The sequence below is a fragment of the Nocardia aegles genome (assembly GCF_052545135.1).
Genome location: NZ_JBQWRI010000005.1, coordinates 13,354 through 30,841, shown reverse-complemented (window position 1 = coordinate 30,841; position 17,488 = coordinate 13,354). Strand labels below are relative to the sequence as shown.

Here is a 17,488-nt window from a genome sequence, read left to right as displayed (position 1 = left end):
GCCTCACTGACGTGGCGTGGCCACCGGCGGGGCTTACCAATCGATCATGCGATGCACAGTCTTCGGAACCGGGTATCTCGGGGCCACGCACGCGGCGTGCATGGCCGAACTCGGGCACGACGTCATCGGAGTGGACGTGGACCCGGGCAAGGTCGCGAAACTGTCCGACGGAGTGGTGCCGTTCTACGAACCGGGCCTGGAGGGTGTGCTACGTCGCAACCTCGATGCGGGCCGGCTGCGGTTCACCACCTCCTACGCCGAAGCGGCCGCGCACGCCGATGTGCATTTCCTCGGTGTGGGCACGCCGCAGAAAAAGGGCGAGTACGCCGCCGACTTGAAATACGTGCACGCGGTGGTGGATACGCTCGCCCCGCTGCTGGAACGTCCCTCGGTGATCATCGGCAAGTCGACCGTTCCGGTCGGTACGGCCGCCGCACTGGGAACGCGCGCTCGCGCACTGAGTTCCACCGACGTCGAAGTGGCGTGGAACCCGGAATTCCTCCGGGAAGGCTTCGCGGTCAAAGACACCCTGCGGCCGGACCGACTGGTCCTCGGGGTCGATCGGGAGCGCGCCGCCGCCGGGTGGGTCGAGGATCTGGTGCGCGAGATCTACGCCGACCTGATCGCCGCCGAGGTCCCGTTCCTGCTGACCGACCTCGCCACAGCGGAATTGGTGAAGGTCTCCGCGAACGCGTTTCTGGCGACCAAGATCTCGTTCATCAACGCGGTGTCGGAAGTGTGCGAAGCGACCGGCGCCGATGTGACCACGCTGGCCGACGCACTCGGCTACGACGCGCGCATCGGCCGTCGATTCCTCAATGCCGGACTGGGTTTCGGCGGCGGATGTCTACCGAAGGACATCCGCGCGTTCATGGCCCGCTCCGGTGAGCTCGGCGCCGACCACGCCGTCGCCTTCCTGCGTGAGGTGGACAACATCAATATGCGTCGCCGCACCAAGGTGGTCGACATGGCCGCCCGCGCCTGTGGCGGCTCACTGCTCGGGGCCAACGTCGCGGTGCTCGGCGCGGCATTCAAACCGGAATCCGACGATGTCCGCGACTCTCCCGCGTTGAACGTGGCGGGCATGATCCAGCTGCACGGTGCCGTGGTGACCGTCTACGACCCCAAGGCACTGGAGAATTCGCGCCGGGTGTTCCCCACCCTGAACTACGCGACCTCGGTCACCGAGGCGTGCGAGCGCGCCGACGTGGTGCTCGTGCTCACCGAGTGGGACGAATTCACCGCGCTGCGCCCCGAGGACCTGGCCCGGGTGGTGCGCGCCCGCTCGATCATCGACGGCCGGAACTGTCTCGATCGGGCCACTTGGCGAGCGGCCGGATGGGTGTACGCGGGACTCGGTACGCCGTAGAGTTGCGGGCGAGGCGGGCTACTGCCAGACAGATGACCAGTCCTGCCTTCAGCACAGCTGATCGCCGACGGTAGGGTCCGTCCAGCGGGTCTGCGCCGACGGATGGCGGGGGCTCGCATGTCGTGCAGTGTGAAACGAGATGGACAGCTGATGAGTTCGGTACTGGGAGTTTCGGTGGGGGCCGGTGCTGTCCGTATGGCGCGACCGCACGCCGCAAACCCCCACGGGCATATCGCCCCACATTCCTTCGATCTGCAGACCATTCCGGTCGTCGACCAAAGCGTGGAAGAGCTGGCGGCGGAGGCCATCGGAGTCACCCTGGAGGCCACGCCGGGTATCGGCGCCACCGCGATCGCCTACCGCAGTGAGCAGCACGCCCGCGCCATCCGCGCCGCCATGGCCCGCCAGCAGTTGACCAATTACGAACTCGTGCCCGAGATCGCGGCCGTGCTCGAGTTCGCGCAGGCCACCGGCGATGTCCGGGGGATATCCTCGCTGGTGGTCTACGACTTGGGCAGCTCCGGTCTGACGGTGAGCGTGGTCGATACACAGACTCGTGAGGTCCGGCATAGCGAACGCACCAGCGACATCAGCGGCGACTATCTCGACTCGTTGATCCGGGAGCAGCAGATCGCCTCGGGGCGGATCGCGCACCCGCCGGACGCCGCGGGCCTGGCCGCGCTGGACGCACTGTGCCGCGAGGCCAAAGAGCAGCTCACCACCAACACCGCGGTGGCGCTGCCGAGCGAGCAGGGTTTGGTTCTGCTCGCGCAGGAGAACTTCGAATCGCTGATCATGCTGGCCATCGAGTCGTCGGCGCGCATGGCGCGCGACGTGATCGTGCGCTCGGACCGCCCGGTGCACGGCGTGCTCGCCATCGGCGGTTGCTCCCGGATCCCCTTGGTGGCCAGGGTGCTCGAACGCTGGATGGGCGTGCCCGTCATCGTGCCGGACAGCCCGGAGACCGTGATGGCTCGCGGCGCCGCGCTGCTGGCCAGACCGGTTCGCAAGGAGACCGCCACGGCGAGCGCCGCGCTGGACGACGAGCTGTCACCCGCCTGGTTGTCGGCTCCGGCCCAGCGCGGCAAGCGGGAGATCAGCGGCGCGGTGCTGACGGTCAGCGCACTGGCCGTGGTCGCCGCGATCGGGCTCGGCCTCGGGTACGGACCGCAGGTGCTGGAACGGGATGCGCACACCAGCGAGGGATCACCATCGCTGTCGCCGACCACCCCAGCCCACACGACCACCATGGATCCGCAGGTCGCGGTCGCTCCGGGCACCACGGAGTCGCCCGCGCACGAATCGGTCGCCGCACCACCGCCCAACCGGCGGCAGACCACCAGCGAGGCGCCGCCGGCGCCCGGCCCGAACACCATCGTGGTGCCGGGCCTTCCGCCGATCGTGGTGCCCACCATCCCGCCGGAGGTCTTCCCCTTCCCCCCGCCGCCGCCGCAACGCTGAGCCGAGCGACCGGGCCGCACGTCCGGTGGCGAGATGGCGATCAGGCCCGTTCAGACCCTCGCGTGCCGCGCGCGACGCGGGCGCGGCGCAGGTGTGGGTTGCTTCGTCGTGAACGGGCGCGCCAGCAGCACCGCGATACCGGTGGTCAACGGCACCGAAAGCGCCAGTGCGATACCGCCGACCGCCGAGCGCGCGATCTCGATGGCCACGGCGTCACCGGTCAGCACGTCGCGGATGGACCGCCCCGCCACGCTGAACAGCAGCAACAGCGGCAGCGCCCCACCGGCGTAGGCGAGCACCAGGGTGTAGACGGTACTGGCGATGTGATCGCGTCCCACGCGCATGGCGGCGGCGAAAACCTCACGCCGGGAGGCCGACCGGTCGATGGCGGCCAGCTCGAAGGCGGCCGACGCCTGGGTGATCGTGACGTCGTTGAGCACACCGAGCGAACCGATGATGAATCCGGCCAGCAGCAATCCGGTGATGCTGACGTGCTCGAGGTAGGTCGCGACGTTCGTGTTCTGTTCCTCGGAAAGCCCGGTGAGGTGGGTCATCTCGATGGTGAGCCAGGACAGTGCGGCGGCCAGCAGCATCGAGGTCAGTGTGCCGAGCAGCGCCGAACTGGTGCGCAGGTTCACGCCGTGCGCCAGATACAGCACCGCGTAGAGGATCAGGGAGCCCGCGACCAAGGCGACCGGAATCGCCGGTTTGCCGTCCAGCAGGGCGGGCAGCAGGAACAGCACCAGGACCGCGAAGGCGAACACCAGGCCGAGCAGCGCACGCACGCCGCGCCAGCGCGCCACCGCGATGATCACCACGACGAAAGCCAGCACGATCAGCGTGAGCGGCAGGCCGCGGGAGTAGTCCTCGAACGAATACAGCGGCGTGCCGCTGGGATCGGTCTGGCGGACCAGCCGCAGTGCGTCACCAGCGTGCAGGTCGGGTTGTCCTGGGCCCGGGGCGATTTCCAGCAGTGTGTGGTTGCCGTTGTGCGGTCCGGATTCGATCGCGATCAGGCTGCGCTGGCAGGTGTAGGCGTTGTTGCGCGGCGGCTCGGGCTTGTCGACGAACACCTTGCCCAGCGACGGGCTGCCGCACGGCCCCACATCCTGCAACACCACGGTGCCCGCCTCGGTCTGCACCGCGCCGCCGCCCGCGTTCTGCATCGGCAGCGGGATGTCGATGTGCTGCTTGCTCGGCCACAGTGCGATCGCGCCGAGGACGACGACGATTCCGATAGCGGTGAGTAGCCCGACGACCACCCGCGCCGCGGTCGCGCCGATCGCGATCGGTCCCGAATGATCGTGGTGATGGTGGTGGTCGCTCACCGCGCTCCTACCTGTCCGATGTGTTTCCGCCCGGAGCGAGCTTAAAGGATTTCATTTTCAAAGACGGTCGCGGCGGTCGGCAACACAGCGGATACACAGTCGATGCGAACCGATCGGAGAGAAGAAGAACTTAGAAGGGGGGCGGCGGAGAGCAGGGGGATGTCTCCGCCGCCCGCAGGGCAGGCGGCCCAGGGGGGTAGGCGGCCTAACCCGAAGGCCGGATATGCCCAGGGGGGGTAGGCAATCCGACCGGGCACTCTAAGTGCCGAAGACCACTGTACACAAAACTACGTCTTTTGCGCTAGCTGGTCGCCAAATTCGACAGGTATTCGTACGTCAGGTTTGTTTCCGGCCCTGGAAGCGGGGCGATTCCGTTGTCCGTCACCGACCCCCGCTACTGGCGATAGCTGGACAGGAAGTTGCCGAAGCGTTCGATCGCGACCGCGAGATCCCGGGCCCAGGGCAACGTGACGATCCGCAGATGGTCGTGGTACGGCCAGTTGAAGCCGGTGCCCTGCACCATGAGGATCTTCTCCTGGAGCAACAGATCCAGGATCAGCTTCGAGTCGTCGTAGATCTCGTACACGTTCGGATCCAGCTTCGGGAACGCGTAGAGCGCGCCCTTCGGCTTCACACACGACACGCCGGGGATCATGTTCAACCGCTCCCAGGCGACGTCGCGCTGTTCGAGCAGCCTTCCGCCGGGCAGGATCAGGTCCTCGATGCTCTGATGGCCGCCGAGCGCGACCTGAATCGCGTGCTGCGCGGGCACGTTCGGACACAACCGCGAGGTGGCGAGCAGGTCGATGCCCTCCAGGAACCCGGCCGCGTGCTCCTTCGGGCCGGTGATCGCCAGCCAGCCCGAGCGGTAGCCCGCGACTCGGTAGGCCTTGGACAGCCCGTTGAAGGTCAGGCACAGTAGGTCTGGCGCCACGGTGGCCAGCGAGATGTGCTTGGCGTCGTCGTAGAGGATCTTGTCGTAGATCTCATCGGCGAGCAGCAGCAGCTGATGCTTGCGGGCGAGGTCGGCGATCTGCTGGAGCACTTCGGCGGAGTACACCGCGCCGGTGGGGTTGTTCGGGTTGATCACCAGCAGCGCTTTGGTCTTGTCGGTGATCTTCGATTCGATATCGGCGATGTCGGGCTGCCAGCCGTTGGCCTCGTCACACAGGTAGTGCACCGGGGTGCCGCCCGCCAAACTGGCCATGGCGGTCCACAACGGGTAGTCCGGCGCCGGGATCAGCACCTCGTCGCCGTTGTCCAGCAGGGCCTGCATGGTGATGGTGATCAGCTCGGACACGCCGTTGCCGAGGTAGACGCTGTTGACATCCAACTCGGGGAAGCCGGGTACGAGTTCGTAGCGGGTCACGATCGCGCGCCGCGCCGAGAGGATGCCCTTGGAATCGGAGTAGCCCTGGGCGTACGGGAGCGCGGCGATGATGTCGCGCATGATCACATCCGGCGCCTCGAAACCGAACGGAGCGGGATTGCCGATATTGAGCTTGAGGATGCGGTGGCCCTCGGCCTCCAGCCGTGCCGCGTGCGCGTGTACCGGTCCACGGATCTCGTAGACAACGTTCTGCAGCTTCGTGGACTGCTCCAGAACACGCGGGGGGCGGTGCGGATGTTGAGGACTCACCCGTCCCATGGTGCCATCCGTCGCAACTGGATAAATCGCCTGTCCGAGCTACCTCCGGCCGCCGCGCTCGCGACGGCGGCCGCTGCCCCGCCGGATGTGACGCGTCCCTCACTGGGCAGCGCCGCCCGGCGGGATGCCCTTGGCCGCCGTCGAGCCGCAGAATTCCTCGATCCGCTCGTCCAACCGGCGCGCCTCGACCGAGTCGCGGTAGGCCGGAGCCGCGATCCGCCTGCGCACGCCGGTCAACCGTTCCTCGAGCTGGGCGATGCGCTTGTCCTCGTCGAGCCCGAGCACCGGTTGCAGTGCCTCGGCCGCGCCGTCCAGGCTGCCGTTGATCAGGTGGGCGGCCGCGCAGTCGACCCGGGCCAGTGCCTCGGCGCCGTAGGAGCGCTGTTCGGACGGTCCGTTCGAATACAGCTCGATGGCTCGCTGGGTGGCGCTGAGAGCGGGCCCGGCCTGGCCGAGATGGATGTAGGTGGCGCCCGCGTAGTAGTTGGCCTTGGCGTCGTTGAACCCGAAGACGCCGCCCACTTCGTCGTGCAACGAGTCGGTCGCGCCGATCTCGCGGGCGTCGCCGGCCGCCCGGACGCAGCGATCGGTGTCGGCGGCGCTGCCCAGCGCCGACCAGATGCGCGCCTCGATATTGAGCAGGCGCACCTGCGCTGTCGCGGACTCGGCGAACTCCTGCCCGCTCTGGGCGAGCTGAACCGCCCGGCGCGGGCGCTGCGACCAGTACTCGATCAGCGCGTGCATGCCGCGAGTCCAGGCTCGAAGCCCGTTGTGCCCGCACAACTCGGCGTAGGCCCAGGCGGCGCGGACCTGCTCGCCCGCCGCGTCGTAGTAGCCGAGGTCGGTGCTCGCGTTGGCGAGCAGGCCCGAGAGGGTGCCCGCCAGGAGATACAGATGGCCGGTATCGGCGGGCCGCTGATGACCGTCCAGCAACCGATACACCCGCCGCCGCACCCGCACCATCTCCACCATCATCGGCACCGGCGGAATGCGCACATAGTCGTTCGCGATGCGCACGACATCCGCGTCGAGCTGTTCCAAGGTGCTCGCACCGACATTGGTGCGCTCGGCCTCGCCGGCGTGCTCGCTGGCCTCGTGGGCAGCCGCCATGATCAGATCCCTCTCCGAAATCGCCGCCAACGCAGCACCTCTCATCGCACCGGCGTCTATGAGAGCCAAAAGGTCCGCGTCGCTCGAATAATGAACACGCGCCGAGGCGTCGGCAGCATCGAAAACCGGCGATACGGCTCGATCGATCGCGGGCGGATCGATCAGTGCCGCGAACCGTGCCCGCACCACATCGTCGGACCTGGCCAGTGAGGTATCCAGAGCGGCTTGGTTGATCGGCCGTGGATGAACCCGGACGCCCCCGGCTTCCCACTTCGACACCAAGCGTTCGTGCACGCCCAGATGGGCGGCGAATTCCCTGATGCTCATCCGCTTGGCATCGCGAAGGGCACGGGCCTCTTTGCCTGACCAATGCGTGACCACGGTGTCATCCCTTCCGAGCGAACTCCTTCCAGAGTACGAGCGGATTGTGAGCGCGGCCACAGATGAAATGCGGCCCGTATCAAAGGCAGCGGAAGGGCAGCGCAAGGTGGGTGAGCGGGCGATGCCCGATCACCCTGCGGGCCGCGACCATTGAGTCGGGAGGCAAGGAGTTCATCGTGACTGTAGAGAAACTCAGGACCGTGGACGATTGGGTGGCGTTCTATCGGCACGAGTTCGGGCTGCCGGTCACCGAGCGTGGCGGTTTCGCCATGCTGCCGATCACCGGCCGCGTTCGCGTCGTCCACCTGCCGACCGCGCGTGCCGAAAAGTTGCGCGCCGCACTGGAACAGCAGGGAACGAGGGGTCCCATGCTGGCCAGGCAGATCCGATGGAGTTTCCTCGCCGAGCCCGACAGCCGACCGGGACCACAGGTACTCGAGGTGCTCGATCGGCTGGATATCGGCCTGCCCGCCGTCGGCAGCGCCGTGATGTTGCCGACCGGCCTCGGCCGCTGGACCCGGGAAGGGTGCTTCTGGGTCAGCCCGCCGAGCCGCGGTGACACGCTTCCGCCGCTGTCCGCCATCCTCACTACGGCGCTGGCGGTGGGAGCGGGCGGCGGGGACTGATCACCTCCGCGGTCGGATCCCCGCCGCCGTCCGCCGGGCCCGCTTCCGCCGCACAGTCGACGAAGCGGACCCGGCGCCGGTCAGCGTGATTCGGCGGCGTCTATCGCGGCGGCCGGAATCGGGAAGTTGAGGTAGGACCGCGAGGGAGTCGGTCCGCGCTGGCCCTGGTACTTCGAGCCCGCCACGGCACTGCCGTAGGGATGCTCGGCCGGGCTGGTCAGCCGGAGCAGGCACAACTGGCCGATCTTCATGCCGGGCCACAGCGTGATCGGCAGATTGGCCACGTTCGACAGCTCCAGCGTGATGTGCCCGCTGAACCCGGGATCGATGAAGCCCGCGGTCGAGTGGGTCAGCAGGCCCAACCGGCCCAGGCTGGACTTGCCCTCCAAACGTCCGGCCAGGTCGTCCGGCAGCGTGCACACCTCGAGGGTGGAGCCGAGCACGAACTCGCCGGGATGCAGCACGAACGGCTCACCTTCGGCCGGCTCGACCAGACTGGTGAGCTCGTCCTGCCGCTGCGCCGGATCGATGTGGGTGTAGCGGGTGTTGTTGAACACCCGGAACATCCGGTCCAGGCGCACGTCGATGCTCGACGGCTGGATCAGGTTCGCCAGCAGCGGCTCGACGCCGAGACGCCCAGCGGCGATCTCCGCGCGGATGTCACGATCGGAAAGCAGCACGCGACGAGCGTAGCGCCTGCTCGCCGTGGCTCCTGAGTCGCGGCCGCCGCCGCCCTGGGAACGGCCGGGTTACCTCCCAGCGTCCGAGGTGGGAACGTGGAGAAGTGACCTCCCCTCGCTTCCACAACGTCATCGGGCTACTCACCGGGTTGCTGGTGGTGTGCGCCGCGGCTCTCACAGCGAGCGTGGTCGGCAGTCACGGTCCAGGTGGGTTCGATCGCGGCATCACCGACTGGGCCGTCGCGCACCGCACCGACGCGCTGACCCCGGTAGCGGCGACGGTCAGCGTGCTGGGCGGCACGCTCGCCATGACCGCCCTGGCCACCGCGACCTGCCTGGTGCTCTGCTGGCGGCGGCGCTGGACGTCGGCGGCGCTCGTCGCGATCACCGGACTCGGCGGCGGGCTACTCGTCCGCGGCGGCAAGAGACTGACCGACCGGGACCGCCCGCCCGTCCCGGAACACCTGATCAACGTGGCCGGCCAGGCGTATCCGTCCGGGCACAGCCTGGGCTCATTCGTCGTCGTGGGCATCGTCCTGGCAGTTGCCCTCCCCGGCATACCCGGCCCCACCCTGCGCGCCTGCGCCGCAATCACCGCCGCGCTCTTCGTCACCGCGGTCGGCTTGTCCCGTATCTACCTCGGCGTCCACTGGGCCACCGACGTCCTCGGGGGCTGGTGCCTCGGAGCGCTCTGGCTCATCCTCTGCCTGACCGGGTACCGGTACTCGGTGCGCACCGAGCGGGGCGAGGCCGTGTGCCACCGGCCCAGCGGGGAGCCGGACGGGACCACGACTTCTTCGAGCCATCGAGCGGAATAGTTCGGATTCCACACCGTTCAGCCGCCGACGAGTCAGACGAGGCGGACGATCAGCGCACGTAACGTTCCATCGGCCTCGATGACCCGGATGACGGCACGGCCACCGTCGAAAGCTTCGTCAACCGGTGGTCGGTCGGCGGCTGGGCCGTTCAGCACCCAACCGTCGGCTGCGTCGATCACGCGGATCATCGGCGGAGCCAACAGCCTCATCCCGCCGAAGTAACACGCCATGGTCCACACGGCAGCGGCTACGGCCGCGACAGTCGCGGCCATCAGTAGTCCCTGATCGAGCGGTTATCCGGCATGCCCCAAGTCGTCCGCTTACCGTGCGCTCGATCCGCCCATGCGCGCACGCCGGCGATCACTACTTGCCCGGAGGGCCGAAACGGATTGCGCGGAGCGACTATCCAGTGACGGATCGCTTCCGTCGACGCGGCGGGCGATGGAAGCGCGATGCTCGCTCCGGTCCGCGCGACGTTGACGTCCAGGCGGAACATCTCGGCGAACAACTTCACGTCGCTCAGGTCGATGTCCGGCCGAATCAGGAAAGTCCACCTTCCGGAGCGTGGGTGCCCGACGATCGGCCCGACCGCGTGCCCGCCGCTGTGCAGGTAGGCCTTCACCGACTGACCGAGCCGCGTCGGCATCGTGACTCCCCACACGCTGCCCGCGCGAAGAACGATCCGGCCCAGTTCGGGTGGATCGATGACGACGGGTAGACCGCAGGTCCGCCGGTAGTACTGACAACGGGACAGCAGGGTGTCCCCGAACGCTCCTTCGTCCATCAGTAGACCTCTGCTCACATCGAACGGATGAGGGTGTGCTCCGAGCGGCAGCTTCGGCCCCGCTCCGGGTGCGCAGCGATCAGACAGCAGAGCCACGCAACGATGGATCGTCAATGGAAGATCCAATCGATATCCATCGATTCGCCCAGAAGAGCATCCACTCTCTGCGACAATTGCACCCACTATCAGGGGTTATGACATCCACTCGAGGAGTAGCGGTGGCGAAGGCACGGGGGAACATTCCGCGACGGCGACTCGGTCGGTACCTGCGGGACCTTCGTCAGCAATCGAATCTGACACTGGCCGACGCGGCGAAGCGGATCGGCCGCGGCACAGGCACACTTCAGCGGCTGGAGACCGGCGACGGCGGGAAGATCGTTATGGCCGATATCGAGAACCTGTGCGAGTTGTATGGCGCGCACTCGATGCTGGAGGGGTTGAAGGGCCTCGCGCAACAGGCCAATGCTCCTGCCTGGTGGCACGAATACAGCGATCTGTTCACAAAAGGATTCGACGTCTACGTGGATCTGGAAGCGACAGCGGAGACGTTGATGGTCTACCGGCCCGACATCATCTCCGGCTTGTTCCAGACCACCGAATACGCTCGAGCGCTGGACCGTAACTACTTCCCGGACGACTCTCCTGCCGAGATCGAGCGACGTGTCCAGCTCCGAGTGCAGCGGCAACGGCTTATCACACGGAAACTCAGCCCCGCACAGGTCGATCTCATCATTGACGATGGCGTGCTTCGCCGCGTCGTCGGCGGCGCGAAGACGATGTCCGCGCAACTCCTTCATCTTGCGTCCATGCCCTCGAACGTCACAGTCCGCGTGCTGCCTTCAGCCGTCGGGTTCCCGCTCGGGGTCTCTCCGGGACCGTTCACTGTGATGGACTTCGGCCAAGACAATCGTGGAAACTCGATCGAGCCCACAGTGGTGTACGTCGAGGCGTACACCGGGGCGATGTACTACGAAAGGGCCGACATCGTGCGCCGCTATAGAGCGGCACACCGCATACTTCGGCAGGTAGCGTTGGACGAGTCGAAGAGCAAGAACCTGCTGCGTCAGGTTGCAAAGGAGTATGCACCGTGAAGGTCGACCTATCCGGAGCTCGCTGGTTCAAGAGCAGCCACAGCGGCGGGGGGCAAGATTGCGTGGAGATCGCGTTCCTCGGCGACAGCCAAGTCGGGGTTCGAGACAGCAAGAACCCCTCAGGTTCGGCGCTGGTGTTCACCCCCAGCGAGTGGGACGCCTTCACCGCTGGCGTAGCGGCCGGGGAGTTCGACCGGGCCCAGTAGCCCTAACTGGCCTATCGGCCCAGATCACCGGCATCTACCTGGACTTTTCCCACCCCGCGTGCGGCTTCTGCTACAGTCTCGATTGGCACATCCGCCTCCAGCCGATGTAGTTCAATGGTAGAACTTCTGCTTCCCAAGCAGACAGCGCGGGTTCGATTCCCGTCATCGGCTCCACCGAAGGCCCTGCATCGGCACCCCGCCGATCCAGGGCCTTTCTGCTACCCGCCAACCGCCCCGCCGTGCTCGTCGTCGAGTGGCACATGGTTGCGGCGAATCGCGAGTAGACCTCTCAGTCATGTGCCAGTCGATGACCGGGGTTACAGGCAGTAGACGGCGCCGCTGGACAGGGCGTGCACGAGGCAGACCAACGACTTTTCGTCGCTCGAGCCCGGAGCCACGCCGACCGGAGTCGCCTGGGCGCCGACGTGAGCCGATTGGGGGCTCGACATGGGCTGCAAAGGTATTCCGCTGGGTGTAACCGCGGCGTTTGCCGAGCCTGCACCTGCGGCAAGGGAAAATGCAACGGCGGCAATTACTTTCAACGTCATTCGGTTCATCTGACAACTCCCGTGTCGCGAGGGGGATCACCCGTCACGCTAGCCAGCGGACCCGTCGGCGGCATGCCCCTGATGCCGCTGGCCACAGTTTCGGTGGGCCGCCACGTCCTCGCGAAGGTCCCCCCGACGGCACGGGATCGACCTGGCACATTCCGCTGAAGAGTGATCTAGGTCACTGGCTTGTCACAGTGTTCGCTCGCGCGGTGTCTTTTGGCCGACACGCTAGAAACGGAGGAGTTTCCGATGAACATCGCACTGTGGATCGCTACGGGACTGTTGGCCGCGCTCGCCCTCTTCGGCGGCATCACCAAAGCGTTCGTTCCGCGGGAGAAACTCGCCGCGTCGCCGGGTGGGGAATGGACCGCGGCTGCCGCGGACGGCTTCGTCAAGGGTCTGGGGGTCTTGCAGATCTTGGCGGCGGCCGGTCTGATCCTGCCCGCCGTGCTCGATATCGCCCCGGTGCTGGTGCCGGTCACGGCCGTTTGCTGGGTCGGGCTCATGGTCGGCGCGATGATCACGCACGGCCGGCTCGGGGAGTACAAGTTCGTCGTGCTGAACTCGGTGTATCTCGCGGTGGCGGTGTTCATCGCGTGGGGCCGGTTCGCCATCGAGCCTTTCACTAGCTGACCGCCCGGATCGAGCGCAGCCGACCACCGAGGAGAAGGGACGAGAAGATGAGCGACCACGCGACCGACACTTTCGTCGCCCACCGCGACCTGTTGTTCACCGTCGCCTACGAGATGCTCGGCTCGGCTGCCGACGCCGAGGACGTTCTCCAGGAGACCTGGCTGCGCTGGGTGAAAGCCGACCTGGAGCAGGTGAGCGACGAACGCGCCTATCTGGTCCGGATCGTCACCCGGCAGTCGCTCAACAGGCTGCGCACGATGAAGCGCCGCAGGGAGTCATACGTCGGCCCGTGGCTGCCGGAGCCGATGCTCACCACACCCGACGTCGCCGAGCACGTCGAACTCGCCGAGAACATGTCGATGGCGATGATGCTCGTCCTCGAGACGCTCTCGCCCACCGAACGCGCCGTCTTCGTGTTGCGCGAGGTCTTCGACCTCGGCTACGAGGAGATCGCGGCCGCGGTCGGCAAGACCCCGCCGACCGTCCGCCAGATCGCGCACCGCGCCCGCCGCCACGTCGAGGCCCGCCGCCCGCGTTCGGTGGTATCGCCCAGCCAGGCCCGCGCGTCGGTGGAAGCGTTCCAGCGCGCGCTCGAATCCGGCGATCCCCAAGGCCTGCTCGATGTGCTCGCCCCGCACGTCGTGCTCATGAGCGACGGCGGCGGCATCAAGCGCGCCGCGCTCCACCCCGTCATCGGCGCCGAGAAGGTCGCCCGCTACATCACCGGCGGCACCGGCAAGGTCCGAGCCGAGCTCAGTTGCGAAACCATCCTGATCAACGGACACCCCGCACTGGCGCTGAGCCTTGACGGCGTACTCGACGGCATCATGGCCTTCCACGTCGAAGACGACCACATCACCGGCCTCTACTTCGTCCGCAACCCGGAAAAGCTGACCCGCGTCGCCTCCGAGACCCCTTTCACCTTGCGCTGAACACCGGCCGGCGGGAGGAACCTCGGTGCGCTCTCGACGACATCGATCCGTCGACCGGCCGGCGCGGTGCGCGCGGCCGCGCTGCTCGAGCACCACACCGTAGAAAAAGCAGCAAGCCAGCGCGGCCGTTCACGCCGACCGACTCCGGCACAGGCTCGTCGACGCCGCCGCACGTCGACGCGCCGCTTGGTCGGGGCATCGTGAGTGCCCTCACCGTCGTGTGCTGCTCAACGAGGGGTCAGGCGGTAGAGGGAGGTGGTTTCGCGGGAGCGGGCGAGGTGTACCGGTGAGGTGGGGTTGCGGGCTCGGGGGTGGGTGGGGTGGATGGTCAGTTGGGCGGTGATGCGGAGGCCAGCGGCGGTGATGCGGGTGAGGATGTCGCCGTGGGGGCGTATGCCGAGGTGCTCAGGGAGGTCGGAAAGAATCAGCCAGCCTTCGCCGCCGGGGCGCAAGTGGGCGGGGAGGCCGGTGAGAAAGGCGTGCAGCATTGACGAGTTCTCGTCGTAGACACCGCTTTCGAGGGCTGAGGTAGGCGTGCCGGGGAGCCAGGGTGGGTTGCACACCACGAGGTCGGCCTCGCCGTCCGGGAAGAGAGCCGGGCCTCGCACGTCGACGGAGGACATACCCAGCCGGTCGAGGTTGGCGCGGGCGCAGGTCAGCGCACGAAGATTGCTGTCCGTAGCGGTAATTCGACGGAAGCCACGGCGGTCAAGGATCGCGGCCAGCACGCCGGTGCCCGTGCCGAGATCGAAGGCTGTCTCCGCCCGTGCGGGTAGCGGCGCGGACGCGACGAGATCGACGTACTCGCCGCGGACCGGCGAGAACACACCGTAGTGCGGATGGATGCGATCCCCGAGGGCGGGCACGTACACACCCTTCTCCCGCCATTGCGCCGCACCGAGCACGCCGAGCAACTCGGTGAGCGCGACCACCACGCGCCCGCGCGGCGCGCCGTATGCCTCGGCACACGCGCGCCGCACGTCGGGAGGGCGACGCAACGCGAGCGAGTAGTCGTCTTCCAGCGACACGAGCAACTTGCCGAGCACTTGCGCGCGCCTGCGACGCGACGCGCGATACCGCCGGAACGCTTCGGCCGGATCACCACCCGGCGCGACTTTCCGCTCGACCCGCCGTCCCATCGCCCGCAGCAGTTGCCGTGCATTGTGAAAATCCCCGCGCCACAGCAAGCCGGTTCCCGCTCGCGCCAATCGGCAAGCCGCGTCTGCGGTCGTCGAGTCGTCCACCACCACGATGGAATGAGGTGGCGGCGCGCCATTCTCGGAATGCCAACGGGCGGTCGGGCAGTTGTCGTCGTCGGTCCAGGAAACGGTGGACACCGCGTACTCCTCGTGATCGAACGTGCAAAGGGCACGAAGAGCACTTCGACGCGGAGTCGCGGAAGACCTGTGCGACCAGCGCACAGGAGTCAGTAGGTCGTCTGCTTACGCCCGCGCCGAAGTGCGCGGGAAATCACCGAGAACCATCCCGAGCGTCATGGCCGGACCTTTCCGTAGGAGACGTCCGAGTCTCCCATCGCGCTGCCAGGTAAGCCGAACGGGCCGTCAGGAACTCTCTCAGCTCCCGTCAGGCCGCCCCGTTCACCGGTTCGGCGTGCAGCCGGCGGAACTTGCTGCCGTGGAAGACCAGCGGGTCCACGTCGGTGCGGGTGGCGATGCGGTGGATGCGGAGGATGACGACAGCGTGGTCGCCTGCCGGGACGTGGGCCTCTTGGACGCCCTCGATCCAGGCGGACGCGCCGTCGATGAAGACGGCGTCACCCGAACCACGGTGCAGTTGGATGTCGCGGAAGCGGTCGCCGTCGCGGGCGCCGAGCGAGCGGGCGGCGGCCTGCTGGTCGGTACCGAGCAGGCTGAGGCCCAGGTGGCTGGCGGCGGCGAGCTTGGGCCAGGTCGCCGAGGAGTTCTGCACGCAGAACGAGACCAGCGGCGGGTCGAGGGAGACGGGAACGAACGTGCTCACCGCCAGACCGTGCGGAGTTCCGTCGATCTCGGCGCACACCGCGACGACGCCGCTGGGGAAATTGGCGAACGCGCGACGCAGACCGGCTCCGTCGGCGGGGAATTCGAACAGGTCATGCATGATTCGCAGCCTTCGAGCTGTGGGCCAGTGCCTGGGCGACCGAACGCCACCGACCACTGTACCGGTCGATGACGCCGTCCTCGGCGAATGTGCGATCGGACAGGTAGAGCCCGGGCAACGCGGCGGTGGCCCCGATTTCGACGAGCACGGGCTTGAGCAACAGGTCGGGAGCCAGGGCGTGCGCCGGTCCAGCGCCGAGCATCACCGGGACCGCGAGCACGCCTTCCAGGCCCGTCCCGCCCTCGAACTGTTCGAGGAACAGCTTCAGCAGACCGGTATAGGTCGCCTTGAAGGTGGGGCTGGCGAAGACGACGAGTTCCGAGCCCGCCACGGTGCGCACCGCCTCGGCCACGGCCGCGTCACCCCAGCTGAGCAGCGCCGGGCCGAACTCGACCAGGTCGATCACGGTGGGCTCCACCTCCGGCCGCAGTCCCCGTGCGACCAAGGTGGCCGCGGTGAGCGTGCGTGACGCGGGCTTCGGATTTCCGACGACAACAGCGACTGTCATTTCGTCTCCTTTCAGATCACACCGTGTAGCGGCGGCGCGGCATCGTGCAGCAGGGCCCGGCCGATGTGCTGGTACTTCCAGCGCACCGGATCGTGCAGGGTATGCGTGCGCGCGTTGCGCCAGAAATGGTGCAGATTGAGATCCGCCGCCGCGCTGCGCGTTCCGGCGACTTCGAACAACGCGGCGGACACGTCGTTGGCGGCGCGGTCGGCGAGCACTTTGGCGGTCGCGACGGCCAACGACGCTCGGGCGATGTTCGCGGCGCTCGGATCGACCCTGATTGCCGCGTCCAATGCCCATCCGGCCGACGAGAGGGTCGCCTCAGCGGCGGTCACCGCGACGGACAGTTCACCGAAGCGCTGGATCAACAGCGGGTCGTCCACCGCGTTCGCCACTGCCGCCTCGAACCACGGACGACTCGTCGTGCGCACGAATTCCGTGGCCGCGGTGAGCGCGCCACGGGCGATGCCGGTGTCGATGGCGGCGTGCAGCAGCTGTGCGAACGCACCGTAGCCGGTGGGCGCGCGCACTGCGCCGGAGCGGGGAATCACCTGGTCACGGTCGGCGAGCACGCCGTCGAAGGACACCGTTCCACTGCCGGTGGTGCGCTGCCCGATGCCGTTCCAGTCGTCCACGACGCGCACGCCGGGAGTGTTCGCGGGCAGGTAGACGATGTACTCACCGGGTTCGAGACCGCTGCGCCCCTCCGGATCCTCCAGCCGGGTCAGCACCGCGAACAGGTCGGCGAACAGCGAGCCGGTGCAGTAGTACTTCACGCCGTCCACCCGGAACCGATCATCGACCGGCCGCACGGTGGTGGCGACGTCGGCCGCGGTCGCCCCGCCGCGTTCGGACTGCGCGTTGGCGATGCGCCCGCCGTCGAGCACCCGCCCGAAGTACCGCTGCTGCTGCTGTGCCGTGCCCGCGAGCCGGAGCAGGTTCAGGTAGACGAAGTGGCTGTGCGGGATCTGCGCGATATTGGGATCGGCGGTGGCGAGGATGCGCGTCACTTCCGCGACCGCGCTCGGCGGCAGATCCGCGCCGCCGTGTGCGGCGGGCACGGTGATCGCGAGCAGACCGCTGGCCGCCAGCCGATCGACCAGCGCGTACGGCAGCGCGCGCTCCCGGTCGCGTTCGGCGGCTCCCGGCGCGAAATCCGCCGCGAGCCGCTGGGCGACCGCGAAAGCCTGTGCCGCCGACAGGATTCGATCGGCGGCGACGGCGGTCATCAGTGCACCGCCGCGACGGGCCGCTGCGCGGCT

The 17,488-nt window shown here is 67.7% G+C and carries 19 protein-coding genes and 1 tRNA gene; 9 read left to right on the top strand and 11 right to left on the bottom strand.

Annotation, left to right across the window (positions count from 1 at the left end; genetic code table 11):
* The first annotated feature begins 46 nt into the window (after positions 1–46).
* The gene (locus tag ACT89H_RS15860) at positions 47–1,369 is read left to right on the top strand and encodes a UDP-glucose dehydrogenase family protein (protein WP_445109385.1); all 1,323 of its coding nucleotides are present in this window, start codon (positions 47–49) and stop codon (positions 1,367–1,369) included.
* Between the two features lie 150 nt (positions 1,370–1,519).
* Entirely contained in the window at positions 1,520–2,830 is a 1,311-nt protein-coding gene (locus tag ACT89H_RS15855) for a DUF7159 family protein (RefSeq protein ID WP_445109384.1), read from the top strand.
* 50 nt (positions 2,831–2,880) lie between these two features.
* On the opposite strand, the gene ACT89H_RS15850 is transcribed toward ACT89H_RS15855, so the two are convergent.
* From ACT89H_RS15850 to ACT89H_RS15840, 3 genes are all read right to left on the bottom strand, one after another.
* Positions 2,881–4,158 carry a YibE/F family protein gene (locus ACT89H_RS15850; protein WP_445109383.1) on the bottom strand — a complete coding sequence of 426 codons (1,278 nt, stop codon included), beginning with the start codon at positions 4,156–4,158 and terminating at the stop codon, positions 2,881–2,883.
* Positions 4,159–4,552: 394 nt separating this feature from the next.
* Positions 4,553–5,806, bottom strand: a complete 1,254-nt coding sequence (locus ACT89H_RS15845) for a pyridoxal phosphate-dependent aminotransferase (RefSeq protein ID WP_445109382.1) — start codon at positions 5,804–5,806, stop codon at positions 4,553–4,555.
* 99 nt (positions 5,807–5,905) lie between these two features.
* On the bottom strand, positions 5,906–7,297 hold the full coding sequence (locus ACT89H_RS15840) for a helix-turn-helix domain-containing protein (protein WP_498049534.1): 1,392 nt from the start codon (positions 7,295–7,297) through the stop codon (positions 5,906–5,908).
* Between the two features lie 176 nt (positions 7,298–7,473).
* On the opposite strand from ACT89H_RS15840, the gene ACT89H_RS15835 reads away from it, so the two are divergent.
* A complete protein-coding gene (locus ACT89H_RS15835) occupies positions 7,474–7,923 on the top strand; it encodes a hypothetical protein (RefSeq protein ID WP_445109380.1) in 450 nt (149 codons plus the stop codon).
* 80 nt (positions 7,924–8,003) lie between these two features.
* Here ACT89H_RS15835 and dcd read toward each other — a convergent pair whose 3' ends face one another.
* Entirely contained in the window at positions 8,004–8,603 is a 600-nt protein-coding gene (gene dcd, locus ACT89H_RS15830; RefSeq protein ID WP_445109379.1) for a dCTP deaminase, read from the bottom strand.
* A 104-nt stretch (positions 8,604–8,707) separates the two neighbouring features.
* Here dcd and ACT89H_RS15825 point away from each other — a divergent pair, with 104 nt between their 5' ends.
* A complete protein-coding gene (locus ACT89H_RS15825) occupies positions 8,708–9,421 on the top strand; it encodes a phosphatase PAP2 family protein (RefSeq protein WP_445109378.1) in 714 nt (237 codons plus the stop codon).
* A 32-nt stretch (positions 9,422–9,453) separates the two neighbouring features.
* Here ACT89H_RS15825 and ACT89H_RS15820 read toward each other — a convergent pair whose 3' ends face one another.
* Both ACT89H_RS15820 and ACT89H_RS15815 read right to left on the bottom strand, forming a co-directional pair.
* Positions 9,454–9,609 (bottom strand): hypothetical protein, encoded by a 156-nt coding sequence (locus ACT89H_RS15820; RefSeq protein WP_445109377.1) that lies wholly within the window; start codon positions 9,607–9,609, stop codon positions 9,454–9,456.
* An 83-nt stretch (positions 9,610–9,692) separates the two neighbouring features.
* Entirely contained in the window at positions 9,693–10,205 is a 513-nt protein-coding gene (locus ACT89H_RS15815) for a DNA-directed RNA polymerase subunit beta (RefSeq protein WP_445109376.1), read from the bottom strand.
* Between the two features lie 218 nt (positions 10,206–10,423).
* Here ACT89H_RS15815 and ACT89H_RS15810 point away from each other — a divergent pair, with 218 nt between their 5' ends.
* The 3 genes from ACT89H_RS15810 (at position 10,424) to ACT89H_RS15800 (ending at position 11,676) form a co-directional block, all read left to right on the top strand.
* Positions 10,424–11,296, top strand: coding sequence for a helix-turn-helix domain-containing protein (locus tag ACT89H_RS15810; protein ID WP_445109375.1), 873 nt, complete (start codon positions 10,424–10,426; stop codon positions 11,294–11,296).
* Entirely contained in the window at positions 11,293–11,502 is a 210-nt protein-coding gene (locus ACT89H_RS15805; protein ID WP_445109374.1) for a DUF397 domain-containing protein, read from the top strand. Before ACT89H_RS15810 ends, ACT89H_RS15805 begins: the two co-directional genes overlap by 4 nt.
* A 100-nt stretch (positions 11,503–11,602) precedes the next feature.
* Positions 11,603–11,676: transfer RNA gene (locus ACT89H_RS15800), tRNA-Gly, on the top strand.
* A 143-nt stretch (positions 11,677–11,819) separates the two neighbouring features.
* Here the strand turns inward: ACT89H_RS15800 and ACT89H_RS15795 are convergent.
* Entirely contained in the window at positions 11,820–11,951 is a 132-nt protein-coding gene (locus ACT89H_RS15795; protein ID WP_396946474.1) for a hypothetical protein, read from the bottom strand.
* Between the two features lie 351 nt (positions 11,952–12,302).
* Between ACT89H_RS15795 and ACT89H_RS15790 the strand changes: the two genes are divergently transcribed.
* Together ACT89H_RS15790 and ACT89H_RS15785 are read left to right on the top strand one after the other, a co-directional pair.
* Positions 12,303–12,686 carry a DoxX family protein gene (locus ACT89H_RS15790; protein WP_445109373.1) on the top strand — a complete coding sequence of 128 codons (384 nt, stop codon included), beginning with the start codon at positions 12,303–12,305 and terminating at the stop codon, positions 12,684–12,686.
* Between the two features lie 47 nt (positions 12,687–12,733).
* Positions 12,734–13,618 carry an RNA polymerase sigma-70 factor gene (locus ACT89H_RS15785; protein WP_445109372.1) on the top strand — a complete coding sequence of 295 codons (885 nt, stop codon included), beginning with the start codon at positions 12,734–12,736 and terminating at the stop codon, positions 13,616–13,618.
* A gap of 227 nt (positions 13,619–13,845) precedes the next feature.
* Here the strand turns inward: ACT89H_RS15785 and ACT89H_RS15780 are convergent, their stop codons facing one another.
* The 4 genes from ACT89H_RS15780 to ACT89H_RS15765 form a co-directional block, all read right to left on the bottom strand.
* Positions 13,846–14,955 (bottom strand): methyltransferase, encoded by a 1,110-nt coding sequence (locus tag ACT89H_RS15780; RefSeq protein ID WP_445109371.1) that lies wholly within the window; start codon positions 14,953–14,955, stop codon positions 13,846–13,848.
* Positions 14,956–15,202: 247 nt separating this feature from the next.
* Positions 15,203–15,718: a flavin reductase family protein gene (locus tag ACT89H_RS15775; protein WP_445109370.1), complete on the bottom strand. Its 516-nt coding sequence runs from the start codon at positions 15,716–15,718 to the stop codon at positions 15,203–15,205.
* Positions 15,711–16,226 (bottom strand): NADPH-dependent FMN reductase, encoded by a 516-nt coding sequence (locus tag ACT89H_RS15770; protein WP_445109369.1) that lies wholly within the window; start codon positions 16,224–16,226, stop codon positions 15,711–15,713. The genes ACT89H_RS15775 and ACT89H_RS15770 overlap by 8 nt, the downstream gene beginning before the upstream one ends.
* An 11-nt stretch (positions 16,227–16,237) precedes the next feature.
* The gene (locus ACT89H_RS15765) at positions 16,238–17,455 is read right to left on the bottom strand and encodes an SfnB family sulfur acquisition oxidoreductase (RefSeq protein ID WP_445109368.1); all 1,218 of its coding nucleotides are present in this window, start codon (positions 17,453–17,455) and stop codon (positions 16,238–16,240) included.
* Positions 17,456–17,488 lie beyond the last annotated feature (33 nt).